General features: G+C 43.3%; 14 protein-coding genes. 1 reads left to right on the forward strand and 13 read right to left on the reverse strand.

Annotation, left to right across the window (positions count from 1 at the left end; translation table 11 throughout):
- Positions 1–31: 31 nt before the first annotated feature.
- From ACFVSO_RS01690 to ACFVSO_RS01735, 10 genes are all read right to left on the reverse strand, one after another.
- The gene (locus ACFVSO_RS01690; RefSeq protein ID WP_387469428.1) at positions 32–886 is read right to left on the reverse strand and encodes a VOC family protein; all 855 of its coding nucleotides are present in this window, start codon (positions 884–886) and stop codon (positions 32–34) included.
- Positions 864–1520, reverse strand: coding sequence for a TetR/AcrR family transcriptional regulator (locus ACFVSO_RS01695; protein ID WP_387469429.1), 657 nt, complete (start codon positions 1518–1520; stop codon positions 864–866). The genes ACFVSO_RS01690 and ACFVSO_RS01695 overlap by 23 nt, the downstream gene beginning before the upstream one ends.
- A 215-nt stretch (positions 1521–1735) precedes the next feature.
- A complete protein-coding gene (locus ACFVSO_RS01700; protein WP_387469431.1) occupies positions 1736–2797 on the reverse strand; it encodes a suppressor of fused domain protein in 1062 nt (353 codons plus the stop codon).
- Between the two features lie 199 nt (positions 2798–2996).
- A complete protein-coding gene (locus ACFVSO_RS01705; protein WP_387469432.1) occupies positions 2997–3248 on the reverse strand; it encodes a hypothetical protein in 252 nt (83 codons plus the stop codon).
- 156 nt (positions 3249–3404) lie between these two features.
- Positions 3405–4463 (reverse strand): AI-2E family transporter, encoded by a 1059-nt coding sequence (locus ACFVSO_RS01710; protein ID WP_387469433.1) that lies wholly within the window; start codon positions 4461–4463, stop codon positions 3405–3407.
- Between the two features lie 173 nt (positions 4464–4636).
- Complete coding sequence (locus ACFVSO_RS01715) at positions 4637–5353, reverse strand: M24 family metallopeptidase (RefSeq protein ID WP_387469435.1); 717 nt, start codon at positions 5351–5353, stop codon at positions 4637–4639.
- Between the two features lie 296 nt (positions 5354–5649).
- Positions 5650–7701 carry a serine hydrolase domain-containing protein gene (locus ACFVSO_RS01720; protein WP_387469437.1) on the reverse strand — a complete coding sequence of 684 codons (2052 nt, stop codon included), beginning with the start codon at positions 7699–7701 and terminating at the stop codon, positions 5650–5652.
- A 311-nt stretch (positions 7702–8012) separates the two neighbouring features.
- The gene (locus ACFVSO_RS01725) at positions 8013–8312 is read right to left on the reverse strand and encodes a hypothetical protein (RefSeq protein ID WP_387469439.1); all 300 of its coding nucleotides are present in this window, start codon (positions 8310–8312) and stop codon (positions 8013–8015) included.
- A 311-nt stretch (positions 8313–8623) separates the two neighbouring features.
- Positions 8624–8965 carry an endoribonuclease MazF gene (mazF, locus tag ACFVSO_RS01730; RefSeq protein ID WP_387469441.1) on the reverse strand — a complete coding sequence of 114 codons (342 nt, stop codon included), beginning with the start codon at positions 8963–8965 and terminating at the stop codon, positions 8624–8626.
- Positions 8959–9189 (reverse strand): AbrB/MazE/SpoVT family DNA-binding domain-containing protein, encoded by a 231-nt coding sequence (locus ACFVSO_RS01735; RefSeq protein WP_387469443.1) that lies wholly within the window; start codon positions 9187–9189, stop codon positions 8959–8961. The genes mazF and ACFVSO_RS01735 overlap by 7 nt, the downstream gene beginning before the upstream one ends.
- A 713-nt stretch (positions 9190–9902) precedes the next feature.
- On the opposite strand from ACFVSO_RS01735, the gene ACFVSO_RS01740 reads away from it, so the two are divergent.
- A complete protein-coding gene (locus ACFVSO_RS01740) occupies positions 9903–11351 on the forward strand; it encodes a serine hydrolase domain-containing protein (RefSeq protein ID WP_387469445.1) in 1449 nt (482 codons plus the stop codon).
- Between the two features lie 201 nt (positions 11352–11552).
- On the opposite strand, the gene ACFVSO_RS01745 is transcribed toward ACFVSO_RS01740, so the two are convergent.
- From ACFVSO_RS01745 to ACFVSO_RS01755, 3 genes are all read right to left on the reverse strand, one after another.
- Complete coding sequence (locus ACFVSO_RS01745) at positions 11553–11870, reverse strand: thioredoxin family protein (RefSeq protein WP_387469447.1); 318 nt, start codon at positions 11868–11870, stop codon at positions 11553–11555.
- A gap of 2 nt (positions 11871–11872) precedes the next feature.
- On the reverse strand, positions 11873–12244 hold the full coding sequence (locus tag ACFVSO_RS01750) for a MerR family DNA-binding transcriptional regulator (RefSeq protein WP_387469449.1): 372 nt from the start codon (positions 12242–12244) through the stop codon (positions 11873–11875).
- Between the two features lie 304 nt (positions 12245–12548).
- Complete coding sequence (locus tag ACFVSO_RS01755; protein ID WP_387469451.1) at positions 12549–14228, reverse strand: M56 family metallopeptidase; 1680 nt, start codon at positions 14226–14228, stop codon at positions 12549–12551.
- Positions 14229–14233 lie beyond the last annotated feature (5 nt).

Consider the following 14233-nt stretch of genomic DNA (forward strand, 5'->3'; position numbering starts at 1 on the left):
TACTCTTCTTTGAATCAAATGTATGGACTGCTTAAAAAAAGTTACATGATGGCTGTTGCTTTAGGACAAGGGTCGCTCCATGACTCTCGTGAGGTTGAATGGCCAAGTCTTCGTCAAGCGAAGCCGACGTTAGCAAATGAATTTCCGCCAATCGGTATTCATCAGACTTGCGAAGTATGATTTTATGTTGTTTTTCAAAAAACAGCTCGCATTGCTTTCCTTGTTGGGAGTGATTGACCCTGGGCCCAAGCGGTTCATATTTCAAAATCCATGCCTCAAGATCCGGCACATCAATCACTAGACAGTCGATGCCCCGAACACCATTGCGATGAGCAAGTTCATGCTTGAGGCAAGCAATCGGAGGATGGTAGGCGCTCATCAAAAAGGGCATCGTATCATCTTCGAACACCGCAATCCACCACGTTTGCTTGATGCCATCGGGCAGCTTTTTGCTTAACTTGATTTTATTGCCCACACGCGCACCGGCTTGCTTCATTCCTTCGAGATTAGCCTCTGCCTGTTCAACGGGTACGCTATCCATGGCATAGTCCGTAATCCCTTCCTTGCTTGCGATGTAGTGCATATATCGCTTAATCATAGCCGGATTAATAGGTCGAAGAAGCCTAAGCAGTGCGAGAATCAGCTTATCGGCCACATTCATCGGCTTTGGATTAAACAATTCAAGAAAAGAGCCGTCCCGAAAATAAATAAACGCATTGTGAGATTTCTCGGGCGACACTCGATAAGTTACCGTAAAACCCAGTTCTTCATAACGGCTTGCGGTTTGCTTTAAGCGGTTGGTTTTAATTAATACATGCCCTATTGCAAAGGTGCTCATGTTGTATTCTCCCTTCGGTTTTTGCTCATTGGCGCAATTCCCTTTCATTCTGGGCTGTTCCTCCCCCTTCTTCCAGCAAGGTTTTCCAGCCCGCTTGCATAAAGGGAATCAGATAGCGCATGTAGTCCATCGCTTCCTCGTAGGTCATCCTGGACGCAACGGCTTCCAATATGCCCCAATAGCCCTGTTTGACAAAGATAGCGATAACACGCATAGAAGGATAATTTCGCAGCTGTCCCATAGCCACGAGTTTGTCCATATAAAGCCGCGTTGCTTCAATGTCGGCTTCGATCCATTTATCCGCGAAATTCTCTAAGGACGAACCTGCCGAGCCGTTCACCAGCATATCGAATTCATCAAACCATCGGTACATATATTCGACGAATCCCAGCAGCATACGCGATGCAACAGGCATTCTCGACTCCAGCTCGTTGTGGTCCAATAACTCGGATTGAACGCTTGAGGTGTGCTGGAACACAACATTGAATTCATCCAGTACGGGCTTCGTTATGGCTTCGAACATCGCGTTTTTATCCTCGTAATAACGATAAATGGCGCCTGTCGTCATTCCGGCCCTTTGGGCTATGGACCGCATATTCGCCCCCAAGAAGCCTTTTTCCAGAAACTCGTCTTTTGCGCATTGCAGCAGCTTTTTTTCCGTCTGTTCGGCTTTCTTGCTCATAGTTCGCAGCTCCATTCAAAAAAGATAACAATGTTATTTTATCATACAAACCTATCGCAATTCCAGTCTGTTTACAAAACAGCTCTTCTCGCAGTCACATTCCGGGTCCAGAAAAATGACAAAAGAGCCTTCGTTCCGCTATTCATGCGACTCAAAGACTCTTCATTTCGCTGGGGGTCTACTTCTCTGTGAAGGTTACTGCATAACACTTCCCTCTAGCCAATCGTGGATACGATTTGACCGTCTTGATCTCTAATGTAGGTTTTCACAATTTGCACGTTCAAACCTTTGAAGGAGGACAGTGCCAGCACGCCTTCCTTGGGCTGAAGCTTACGGGATAATTCGGCGGCACTCGCCTCGTCGAGTCGGACGCGAACCTCATCCTCGCCTTCCTCGAAGCCCACGGCCTCTCCAGGCTCCAAGACGATCTGAATATCCGGGCCTGACAACCGGAGCGACTTTCCTTTCATAATACGTCCTGAAAGCATCTTTCCTACAACCTCGGCCTGCTTCGCTCCTAGACTGAGTACAGCTGGCGCTTTGCCAAATAGACGTTTCTTGGCCGGTTCCCAATCCAATTGATCCACATATAAAAAGCCCGTGTTGGACCCATCCCGTTCAATCCCTCTCTGCACCGCTTCGGCTATCTCAGATATCTGCATGAAGGAATCACGAGCTAGATCCGTGATATAACCCGGCATAAGCTCCTCACAAGCTCTTAGCAGGCCCAGCGTATTCCAAGTCTGCATCGCTTCAAGCTCTCTGCCCGTGATACCTACCATTTGCAAAAACTGTACCCGTCCGTTCGGCGTGTCTGCTTCGGGAAGCTCAGGGTCCGCGATAAAAGCCAGCGCCGTCAGCTGTGTATCTGCCCCCTCACAGATCGGACCGTTGGCATCCAAGTAATCGCCCGACCGAAAGATATTGCCACTGTTGAACACATATCTGGCCATATTTTGCAGCAGGTTGAGCGCCCAGGCTGGAGGCTCTTCCTCTGTGTCCTCCCGTACCAGCCGAAAGGTCAGCTCAAATCCGTAACCGCTGTGCTCGGCATCATCTGATTCCTTGTCGTACAGCTCTGAAAACCCAAACGTCACCATATGCCAATGCGGCAAGGGATGCTCCGCCTTGTATGCGCTTAGACCGTCAAGAGGATCTGGACCTCCCAGCATGTAAGAAATTAGCGTGCCGTAATGCTTTGGCTCCTGATCTCCGTAGAGCTTGGACATCGCTTGTTCAATAGCGTCCCATCCGACTGTAGTTGCTTCTTCGTTCATTATCTTCCCTCCACTTACAGGACTATATTTCCAGAAAAAAGGATGTTATATATATCGTCCGTCGCGGCTTCATTTTCAATAGGACGTTGAGCGGAGTTCAAGCTAGCTTTAAAATCAATCAAAAAAAGTCTATGCAATATAACTGCGTAGACTTTTTTCAGAAGGAAATCAGCATAGTAAGTGAATCTCTTAGTGCTGCTTAAATGTCCTTGGCAATATGCGGTTTACTGTAATGGCTAGTTCCTCCAGAGCCAACTAGTACGGTACCGCCTTTTTTGAAGATGAGCAATTTGCTTGCCCCGGTGGTAAGCAGAGCCGTTACTTTGGCATGATTGCTGGTTGCGGTGTAGATGACATAACCGCTCTTGCTCACCTTAGTTTTCCAGTTCTCATCAAACTCAGACCTCGCGACCCGATTCGAATAGACTTGGTTTTCAACTCTTTTGGCCATAATCCTCGCCCCTTCCCCCATCACCTCGATTTGTTCCATATATCTTATGCGAGAATGGTCATTTGGAATGGACAGGTCCCTGCCAATCGCAACAACAAAACAAAAAAGCCATTGTTCTGTTGCTCGAAGCAACAGGACAACGGCTTTTTCCATATTTTATTTGGAGCTTGAGTTCTCTCCTGATAGCTGTGCCGCTTCTTTTTCTGAACCTTTACTGTTGCTTTGATCCACTTCAAAAATATCAAGTAGGAACATAAAAATCGGAATCCCAATAATAAGTCCCCAGATCCCCATGAAATGCTGGGAGAAAATAAGAATAATAAAGGTGTAGAACATCGGCAGCTTTGTTTTGTGAGCGTACAACCTAGGATTTAAGAAGTATGTCTCCACTGCATGGATAAGCAAAATCATAATAATCGCCCAAATGACCGTTGTGATACCGCCTATCTGGTAACCGATAATACTGATCGGAATGAAGGAGATCATAACACCGACTACCGGCACAAGACTCAGTAAAAATACCGTAATCATGAGAGCGAACAAGTAAGGGTAGCCCATAATCCACAACCCGGCAATCGTTAGAATCGTGTTGAATACGGCAATCATCAGTTGAACCTCAATCACTTTACCGAAAGAAGAGGTGAATTTTTGGCCAAAGTATTTAAACTCATTGTAAGCCCAACTAATTTTGCTTTTGCTCAACTTTTCCGTAAAATGATTGACGGTGTGCTTCTGGATTAAGTAGAAGTAGCTCAATACGATAACAAAAACGATAACCTCTGCCCATTTGCCGAGTTTCACAATATAATTTAACGCATAGCCCCCGTATTGCTCTAATTCCAGTTTGTTAAGCGTGGAGGAGACAAACTCAGCAAATTCATCCGACTGAGGTGTGTCCAGGAATTTGATCATGGATACATATAATTCGGAAATTTGACTAATGAGCTTCGGAATATAATTGATAATTCCATATACGAGCCCAAATATTAATACAGCGTACAATACCGTATTAACGACAATGGGCGATATGGGGAACAGCTTAGATATTTTCTTCGTAATAAAGCCCTCTAGGCGTCCCATGACGAAGGTAACAAGAAACAGCAGCAACATCAAATTGAGCATATCTCTCAAGCTGTACAGCAACAAAACGACCAGTAAGAGGAACAGGATTCTTCTTACTATACTATTGGCAAAAAACTCCCGCAAAAAATTCATTCGCTTCCCTCAATTTTAGTTTAGTCATTTGAAGCTTTATGGATGAGCGGAGCGTCACAATACAAAAGCTCGACTTCTGGCCCGTTGCCAACATAATAATACTTCAATATTAAGTTATTATATATGAAAATTACTGCATTTAAAACTTTTACCGTAGTCCTTAGCCCGACAAGCTATAAAACAAGTAATTCTCCATTACGGAAGTAATAAATATTCTCCCGTTTAAAGCCATACTCTCCATTGCTGTACTTTATATGTGGCTCAAATGTAAACAGTGATCCTTCACTAAGCTTCATCTTATTCCCTGACTCAAAATATCTTCTTTGATCCTTATTGAATTCGATTGTGTGCCCCAAGTTCCCAGCAAAATCAAGATTAATGTAACCAAGTTGTTGTATAACCTCATTCATATGTAAGTAAACTTCTTCAAAAGTCAGGTCAGGTCTTACAAAATCAATAAATTTTTTATGGAGTTCCTTTTCGGCGTTAATTCCATGTGAGAATTCTACTGCAGATTCATTTTGGGTATTTGCAAGTGCGTCTTCGGCAATAACATTTCCATCGATCACAATTAGTGTTCGTGCATAGTCTCCCCAATAGGTGTTAATCTCTGGACTAAGATCGATGGTCACGATATCATTTCTGCCGACAAATGTATCTGAAGGCTTATATTCCTTACCCGACTCAGAAATGATTGTTCTCTTGCCAACGTGAACAAATGCCCCTATACCGTGATACCAAAAACTTTGAATTCCCTTATTTCTCATGATCTCTTCGGCTCTAATCACGATTTCCTTTTCCGTTATGCCCTCTTTAATGATCTCCTGTAATTCGCTTATGGTAGCTTTAGCAATAGATTGGACGTAAGTATACTGTGACAAATGTTCCATAATAAAACCTCTTTCCTGCATTCATCATAATAAAAATTCTTCCTTTTGCTTAAAATATCCTCCCCGTTTCTCTCAAACAGATAAGCGATCTGGATCGTTCAAATCTAAAGCCTCGGTGTAAAAATCTGGTTACGTTACGACTAATGGCTAGAAGCTCTTCATGTTCAGACAGTGGAAAATGGTAATTTGGAAGGGACAAGTTGCTGGTCTCTTTATAGCAAGAAACAAAGATCTAGCAAAAAAGCCAGCTATAATAGCTGGCCAATTTGGAATCTAGTCTACGTTTTATTTACTCTCTATTTCACTAGCGTAATACCAAAGGAAGATCCGGCATTTCCAGCAAATACGATATATCCATTCGCAGGCAGCACGACTTCGTTCTTACCGCTAATGACCGTATTATTCACCAGTGCTCCCATTTCATCGTAGACCATAAAAGCACCTATAGCTGGCATCGTGACTACCATTTTCTTGCCAGCCACTGTTTCTGGAATGCTGAACCATCTAGCATGTCCATCAGCTTGTACCGTAGCTTTCGACGATTTACCTGTATAGAGCGGCTTCACTCCGTCCTCGCTCATATACAAGGCTCCAGCCGCCTTCAAGTACTCTATACCGTCTTTTTCATAGAAGAGAATACTCAGTGTATCTCGTCCTGCCATGCCAGGAATGTGGTGCTGGCTCTCAGCTGTATGGGGACCTGTAATCTTCAAATCATTGAAATAACCACCACTTGTCTGTATCGTTGGACGAATCAAGCTCATATAGGCGATGGCACTGAATTTCTCGCTAATGGAATAGAAGGACTTGCCTTCTCTTGCTGCCCAAGCATCTGCTGTTTCTTTATTCAGTGCTGCACCTTCCAATTTCTCCGCCTTGTATTCGGCAAAAGCAAGCTGGCCTAATCCAGGAACCGAAATATACTGGCTCATCCACAAATAAGTACGTCCGTTGCTTTCCTTTACAAAACTAACCTTTGTACTGCCATCCTCATCGACAAAGGTTCCATCTGTGGTGTATATCAATTTCTGTTCCGGGGCAGTCAATCCTGTTAAAACAAGTTCCCCGTCTTCGATAGCTGCATTCCACTGATCGCCTTGAGTACTGTAATCCCCCCCGTACTTCTCGATATCTTGGGGCATATCAGCCTTAACCGGCTTCCCGAATGATTTTTCCGGTTTAATCTCTTTAATGGCGCCCTTCTCTTCCATCGCCTGAAGGAGCAGCTCACTCGCCAGCAGTTGATTAATAGACGAGCTCCCGCCTGAGGTAATGACTGCTGCAGCCATGTTCTGTTCTGGAAGCACGATAAGGGAGGAATGATACATCTGTGTGTCTCCTCCTTTGACAAGGGCTTTCATACCATAGTCGTTAAACGGGAATAATCGTACGCTGTCCCAGCCAAGTCCGTAGTCAATCGAACTATCCGCGTCTTTGGGCCATAATCCCCTTCTATATTCTTCTTGCCCCATGGCCTTTGCTGATTCAACAGAGAGTACATCTGGTCTCTGCCCCGTAAAGAGTTGCGAGAATCGGACCAAATCCTCCGCAGTAGAATAAATTCCGCCTGTTCCAATCGCATTGGTCGTTTCAATTGGGAGCTGACCTTCGTATGCGTAAGAGTAAAGTCCAGCAAATTGGCTTGATTCTACTTTATTTTGTGGCGTCATGGTATGTTTCATACCCAAAGGTGCAGCAAAATTGTCATGAATGAATGCCGTGAATGTCTTATTGCTGACTCTCTCAACAAGTATCTCCGCCAGCGTGAATCCATCGTTGCTATAAACCGAGAAAGCTCCAGGCTCTGCCTTTAATTTCTGTGTAGACAATTGCTCAAGCAGCGTATCATGTACGTATGTATCTGGATCATTGAATAGAAATGCATTACTTAAACTCGAACCAAGAAAACCTGATGAATGATTCAACAACATACGAGGGGTAATCTGTTTATATCGATCATCTTCCATCTTGAAATCCGTAATATATTGTACAACCGGAGTATCTAGATTGATCTTGCCTTCATCCACTAATTTCATGACTGCTGCCGCAGTAAACACTTTGCTCGCAGAGCCAATACCGTAGATGGTTTCCTTCGTTAAAGGGACTTTCCCTTCTATATCGTTAATTCCTGATTGTCCCGATACTTTGATCACTCCATTATCGATCAAGGCATACTGCACGCTGGGTATCCCATATTGTTCAGTTAGAAGCGCTGCTTTCTCGGAAGCGAACTGCTCTAGTGTCTTTACAGAAACCGAAGCTGTACTGCTGGATGCCATTGCTCCTGTAGGAATAAGCGGGGTCAGAACTAAAGCAGCTGCGAGCGTCCATACGATTCGTTTTTTCATGTCATACACATCCTTCTGTCTCTTATTTTGAATGATTACGAATGTTCATGATTCATTGCCAGCCTGTACGGATTCTCCTTTCTTACCGTCATTCTAGCATTCCAGTCTTACGTGCTATTAAACTTAATCTTAATTCCATCTGCCATGTGGATAAGACAGTTAAGCTTCTGTTAAGACTGCTCCATACACATCCATAAACAGCCCTACAATGAATTTTTCGTGTACGCTGGCATTCCGAGTGTATACAAATAAGACCCCTGCCAACAGCAGGAGCCTGATCAATCCATTGATGAAATAGACAGCAGTGACGATTATTCCACGCCGTCCTTGAAGTTATTATGGTAGTGCTTGTCACCTTTATGCTCGAGATCATCAAGCGTTTTTTCAAGTGTTGCAACGATCGTTTCCTTGACTTGTGTCAGTGTCTCATAAAATAACGCCTCTTCTGAGCCTACAATTTTCACGCCGCTGATCGCTTGCATGGACTGAAAACGACGGTGTTCATCAGCAAGGACATCAATCGCAGCCAAAGTATGTTTCGTTTGCAGGAACAAATCCTTATGATGTTGTTCGACCAGCCTACGTTCCAGTTGTTCCATTCTTAAGTTCATGGGCATTATCTCCTTCATAATGAGATTATTGCAAGCAACATCTTGGATTTCATTGTACAATTATTTGCTCCCGAAAAACAACTGAGGTACTAGCTGCTCAAACGTGGGCAGCTCCTTCATTAATAATCTTATTCTACCGTCTCCGGTAATCTTATAAAAAAGAGTGCCCAAAAAGGCACTCTTGATCATTTATCTAGATAGCTTTGGTCTAGCTGAATATTGATGATGTCCATACGAACCCTCCATGAATTAAGCAATATTGGATTATACCAAAATGCCATCCAAAGAACCTCCTCGGAAGGCACACCATCTTAGCGAATCAATACTTCCATTTTTGAAACTACCTCAGACATCGTCTCATCAGGTATTTTGCAGATAAAAATTGCCTGTAGAGACTGCCAGTCAAGACTCTTCACCTGATCGGAGAGAATTACCCCCTCGATAGGTAAATCCTGCGGAATGATGACCTCGAATGGGTAACCCTTGATTTTGGAGGTTACCGGACAGAACAGGGAAAGCCCAACCTTGCCATTATACGTGGCAGGTGAAATGACCAATGCAGGACGCTTCCCAGCTAGTTCATGACCTGATTGTGGGTTGAATTGCAACCATACCAAATCGCCGCGATCCGGCACATAAGAATTGCTCACCATGACTCCCGTCCTTGTGGCTCACCAGTAAATACCTCTATATGGAGATTATCCGGTGTGACCTGGGCAAGGAGTTCATCCAGTGTTACTGACTTGGGCTTGATTACAAGGTGACCATCTTCAACATCGAGATCGACCTCGGAGCCTTCCTCAATACCGACCTTCAAGGCAAGGGACTTCGGGATGCGAATGCCTAAGCTGTTACCCCATTTTTTGACCTGAAACATGGAAACACCACCTATAATGTTTATACAAAGTATAAACAAACATCAATGAAAGTCAAATCGATGTGGAGTTCTACGAGTTTTATCTACTGCTTTTCGTTTAAGATAGGCATAGAATCCGCTCTTAGAGAGTCCGACTTCTTTGCAAAGCTCTGTATTTATGTTTTCCGTCCCTATCCGAACGAATCCGCTGTCCTCAGACGATAGCAGCTCTTTCCAGTAGAACGCCCACTCCCCTTGTAACTTTAACGGATTCTTACTGACATGAACCTGCGTTATATCCAGAATGCCTTCTTCACACGACGAGGTCTTCTTTTGAAAATAAAAAAACCGTCCCCCCGGACGGTTCATTAACGTGCAAACCCAAGTTATAAGCTAGAGGATACGGCTTTTAACTACTACTTCCTTACGAGCAACACACAGCACTCCACATGCATCGAATGTGTATACTTAAGTACCTACATGGATATTTAACATCCAGGCCTCTACCCTTAACACATACATCTGCTTTACCACTACTTGTGATACGGTTCACCATATCATCTATAAAGCGAACTTAACTCCTATTAAAAGAACTCGTCCATAAGGTAATAATCTCCCTAGCAAAATAGTTCGTAGTAAGTAGTAGATTATGGTAGCAATCAAATTTTTTATATCGTATGATTCTTTACATACAATAAGATTTCCAATAATTAGCTTCATGGAATGGAGAGACTATGAAAAAAATTATTGTCTTTATGATTGCTTTACTTATACTGTTCACTGGATCCGCAACACCAAGTTATGCATTATCAAATTCGCAATCTGATTCGATACAAACATTGTTGGATGATGCAAGCCGTATATCGGGTGTACCGGGAATCTCAATCTCAATACTTGCGAACAATGAAGTGCTCTACTTCTCTTCCGGGTACGCAGATCGCGAAAAGCGACTGTCGGCAAGTGAAAATACGCTATATGAGCTGGCTTCGGTGAGTAAAGCTTTTACCGGCATGGGTATTCTGCTGATGGAAGAACAAGGACTGCTGTCAATGTCAGACTCTATCCAGAAATATTTGCCTTGGTTTACGTTAAAGTATCAGGGGAAACACGTTGATATGCAAAGTATGACACTCCATAACTTTTTACACCATACTAGCGGCTTAACAAATGGCCGTCACAGTCAAAACATTCCACAAGGCAATACACCGGATATGTTGCAAAAAACCGTAGAAATACTCGTAGATTCTGAATTGTCGTTCTATCCTGGTGAGCAGTATTATTACGGAACTGTTAATTATGACGTATTAGGTCTGGTTATGGAGACTGTGTCGGGACAAAGCTATGAAGACTTTATGAGGGAACAGATATTTCAGCCGCTTAGTCTTCACCAGACGTATGTTTATAAAGAAGATGCTCAAGCCACCGGACAGTTGGCACAGGGCTACCGTTCTTCCTTTTTTATGACAACTCCATATCACGCGCCGGATTATTCCGGGAATAAACCCGCAGCCTACATCATTTCTAGTACAAAAGATATGGCGCGTTGGATGGGCATACAAATGGGTATTGTGCAGGACATACCCGAAATATTTCATGCGGTTATCGAAAAATCACATCAGGGTGATAGGTCTGTTCCGGCTGTCAACGAAATGTATTATGCGGCGGGCTGGTCGGTAAACGCCAACCAAACGATTATAGAGCACCCAGGGGGCAATCCCAATTTCGGAACCGAAATGGTCATACTGCTAAATGAACGAACAGCCATCTCCTTGCTGACTAACGGCGCAAATATCAATAGAAGCATGGTACTAAAAGTTAAAGATATATTAGACGGCAATCTGACGCAGTCATATGGAATAAGCGGCACACAGCTTTTGGACATCATTTTGTCGTCTACCACAATTATTCTTTGCCTATTGGCTGTTCTGTTCTTTCTCTTAGGATTACGCAGACGGAAAACGAATGAGCGGCAGCCTATGACAAAAAAGCGAATGATCATAACAGCTATTTTGCTGATTACTACGATTGTCCAGTGTATAATGTGCAGTGCACTAGATTGGTCAAAGATACTTGTTTGGCAAACCTATAGTGTTCTTACAGCTTTGATTTCGTCGGCATTATTAACAGCAAGCATTACATGGTTTGTATACACTCACCGATATAATGCCTCGCTCCGAAAATAAGCATTTCATTCGTTCGCCTTATTGAAAAAACGCTAAGATTTCTTTTAATGAGAAAACAATATCAGCAAAAAGGGAGTGCCAGGCACTCCCTTTTTTTCGCCCAGATCCGTCTCCTTTCATGCTTTTATGCATTGTCGTCCCACCACCACAAACTGGACAACGCGATGCTTGATAGACAATGTAAGTACTGTTCTTTACGTGTTACACATACCGCTCAAGCGCCGCTTGATACACTCCCTTGGGCCTGAGTCCAATAAATTTATCTACCGGTTCACCTTTATGAAACACGATAACGGTCGGCATGGACATGACGCCGTATTCAGCCGCAATTTCTGGTGATTCATCGCAATCTACTTGCAAGATCGACAGGCGACTCCTTTCCTCACGTTCCAACTCTTCCAGAATTGGAAGCAGCACTTTGCAGGGCGGGCACCATTTCGCACCGAAATCGACAAACGTCACTTCCTTCTGGCTAATCGCGCTCCGAAAATTCGTTGAGTTGATGGTTTGTAAGCTCATTTTCATTCCTCCGCTTCACTAGTTTGCCGTTCATCTAAAATCGAACTTATGCGTTCCTCCAGATTCAACTTGATGTTTTGCAGCAGATATATTTGTGCCTCGATCTCCGTGAGTTTTTGGCGGTAAATCGGGAGCACTTCTTGGCAGAATGCTTCTTTATTTTTCAAGACGCAGTGCAGAAAACCGGCGATTTGCTCCGTCGACAATCCGAGATTGAGGTACAACTGTATTGTGCGCACTTGCTCTTCCGCAAGCGGTGAATATTCTCGGTAGCCATTCTCGCGCCGAATCGGCGTGAGCAATCCTAACTGGTCGTAATAACGTAGCGAACGAATGCTGACCCCTGTACGGGCTGCAATTTCTCCAATTTTCATGCTTCAACGCCTCCTGAATGGTCGATACGATTTCATTATAAACCCTGACACTAATGTCAGGGTCAAGAGTTAATTTCACTTTCCGGAGTTACTTCCGCCGTCTTAAACTAGACGTATCTCAATTGCTCTCCTCTTCGTTTCCATGCTGTACGTTAGTATTTTTTCCCTTTTTCGCCATAACGAAAAGCCCCCATATCGTTTCATCGGCTTAAACACTAGGGTGTTTTTCCAATGTCCATATAAGGGGGCACTTCAGTTTTCGGCTTAGGTGTTTTTTAATGTCTACTTAATTGGGGCTTGACCATTATTTCGTCACGATAAAGTTAGGGAGATTTTGTTCAAGATACTTCATTCTTTCCGAATAATCTTGTTCTGCATGAGTTTCCGAAAGGATATTGTTCGACACTAACAAGTCATAAAATGATTTTAGCATCTGGGCTGATATAGCGGAAGTAATCATCATTCTTTGACCGTCGATCAGAACGGAAGATATTTTTTCAGGCTGTATAAGTTCAATCTGTACGCCGTTCCTGTCGATTATGAAATACATCTCCTTTACATTTTCAAACACTAAATGTTTAACTTCTGCCCCGTTTGCCAAGCGACTCTGAACTTCTTCCATTGAATAGCCCGGAATGGGATCATTGATCAGCAGCCATTTTGCAAAATCTTTTGCATCGACTTCATCTGTATCATATTTTTTCCAAACCGCGCCATTATCTTGGCTTATCTGTATTGTGTTATCCATCATGACACGAAGATATATTTCGTTGTCCATATAAACTGCACGATACTTTGAATCCATAAGGCTGTCTATCAACTTCGGTACATCATATTTCTTGTTGAATGTTAAATCGTGCGGCATTAAATCTGTAATGGTGGCACCTTGAGATAATGCCGGCACAATATCTGTAGTGATGGCACCTTGATATAATGCGGGCATTTCTTCGGCTGAAGGTTCGGCTGTAGGATTGTCGACACCCGTAGCATCTACCGTTTTGTCCAATGCAGAAGTCGCAAAGATGATAACGACACTTGCTACAAGCCCAATAGCGAGCAGCATCATGGTGATCGTCATTTTCTTAGTTTTCATGATCGATATAATCCTTTCTTCGGTTGAGTTTTTGGAAAAGCTGCTAATCATCGGCGACAAGCCGATTTTCTTTTCTTCCAAACGTACAAGTGCCCTAGCATAAGTAGATTTCGTGTTTTCCCCAAATTTTCGAATGACGGTTTCATCACAGAATAGCTCGATATCACGGTTCGCAAGAATATACATGACCCATACAAAAGGGTTGAACCAATGGACGCATGCGCTAGTGGCAAGAATCCATTTTTTTAGTGTGTCAAATCGCTTGATGTGCGTAAATTCGTGGGTCAGGATAAGCGCAAGCTGTTTCTCATCGTCATAATCCAAATTTTTCGGCAAGAGTACAACAGGCCGAAAAATACCGTATGTAAGCGGAGTTGAAATATGATCCAGTTGCCTGATTTGAACATCTCGCCATAACAAATTTGAATGCTGCCATTTTCTTATAAAATCGTTTCTAATAGGCACAGCCATTTTGTAGATTTTGCGATACCTTAAATGCGGAATGATAAAAAATAATGCACACAACGTAAAACCAACTAACCACACCCATACAATAGGCGATATTTGTGAAGCCATCTTCAATGGCATAATCGGCGCGGTCACATGTTCTGTAATTGGGGGCATGATTACCGCCGTAGTACCATTAACAAATGTTGAACTTTCTGACGCGGGAATCAATTTGGGCACTGTAAACGTTCTGCTTAAATGTTCCACTGCCGTAAAAATGCTAAATTGCGATTGAACTGAAACAGGTACAAGCAATTGAACTAGTGCAACACCCCAAAGAAACATAAAGGTCATTTTAGGCAGCTTGTGAATGAACAAGAAACGTAAGGAAATAACTGCAAGAATAAAGACTGAAGCCGAAATACTTATTTGAAGTAACGACATTTCCC

The organism is Paenibacillus sp. NPDC057967, assembly GCF_042887015.1.
Lineage (GTDB): Bacteria > Bacillota > Bacilli > Paenibacillales > Paenibacillaceae > Pristimantibacillus.

Bases quoted from the DNA above. Each gene is read 5' to 3' on its own strand.
- ACFVSO_RS01705 (WP_387469432.1), bottom strand. From the start codon at position 3,248: ATGGCCAAAAGAGTTGAAAACCAAGTCTATTCGAATCGGGTCGCGAGG.
- ACFVSO_RS01715 (WP_387469435.1), bottom strand. From the start codon at position 5,353: ATGGAACATTTGTCACAGTATACTTACGTCCAATCTATTGCTAAAGCT.
- ACFVSO_RS01710 (WP_387469433.1), bottom strand. From the start codon at position 4,463: ATGAATTTTTTGCGGGAGTTTTTTGCCAATAGTATAGTAAGAAGAATC.
- ACFVSO_RS01695 (WP_387469429.1), bottom strand. From the start codon at position 1,520: ATGAGCAAGAAAGCCGAACAGACGGAAAAAAAGCTGCTGCAATGCGCA.
- ACFVSO_RS01750 (WP_387469449.1), bottom strand. From the start codon at position 12,244: ATGAAAATTGGAGAAATTGCAGCCCGTACAGGGGTCAGCATTCGTTCG.
- ACFVSO_RS01740 (WP_387469445.1), top strand. From the start codon at position 9,903: ATGAAAAAAATTATTGTCTTTATGATTGCTTTACTTATACTGTTCACT.
- ACFVSO_RS01700 (WP_387469431.1), bottom strand. From the start codon at position 2,797: ATGAACGAAGAAGCAACTACAGTCGGATGGGACGCTATTGAACAAGCG.
- ACFVSO_RS01725 (WP_387469439.1), bottom strand. From the start codon at position 8,312: ATGAACTTAAGAATGGAACAACTGGAACGTAGGCTGGTCGAACAACAT.
- ACFVSO_RS01745 (WP_387469447.1), bottom strand. From the start codon at position 11,870: ATGAGCTTACAAACCATCAACTCAACGAATTTTCGGAGCGCGATTAGC.
- ACFVSO_RS01690 (WP_387469428.1), bottom strand. From the start codon at position 886: ATGAAAGGGAATTGCGCCAATGAGCAAAAACCGAAGGGAGAATACAAC.
- mazF (WP_387469441.1), bottom strand. From the start codon at position 8,965: ATGGTGAGCAATTCTTATGTGCCGGATCGCGGCGATTTGGTATGGTTG.
- ACFVSO_RS01720 (WP_387469437.1), bottom strand. From the start codon at position 7,701: ATGAAAAAACGAATCGTATGGACGCTCGCAGCTGCTTTAGTTCTGACC.
- ACFVSO_RS01735 (WP_387469443.1), bottom strand. From the start codon at position 9,189: ATGTTTCAGGTCAAAAAATGGGGTAACAGCTTAGGCATTCGCATCCCG.
- ACFVSO_RS01755 (WP_387469451.1), bottom strand. From the start codon at position 14,228: ATGTCGTTACTTCAAATAAGTATTTCGGCTTCAGTCTTTATTCTTGCA.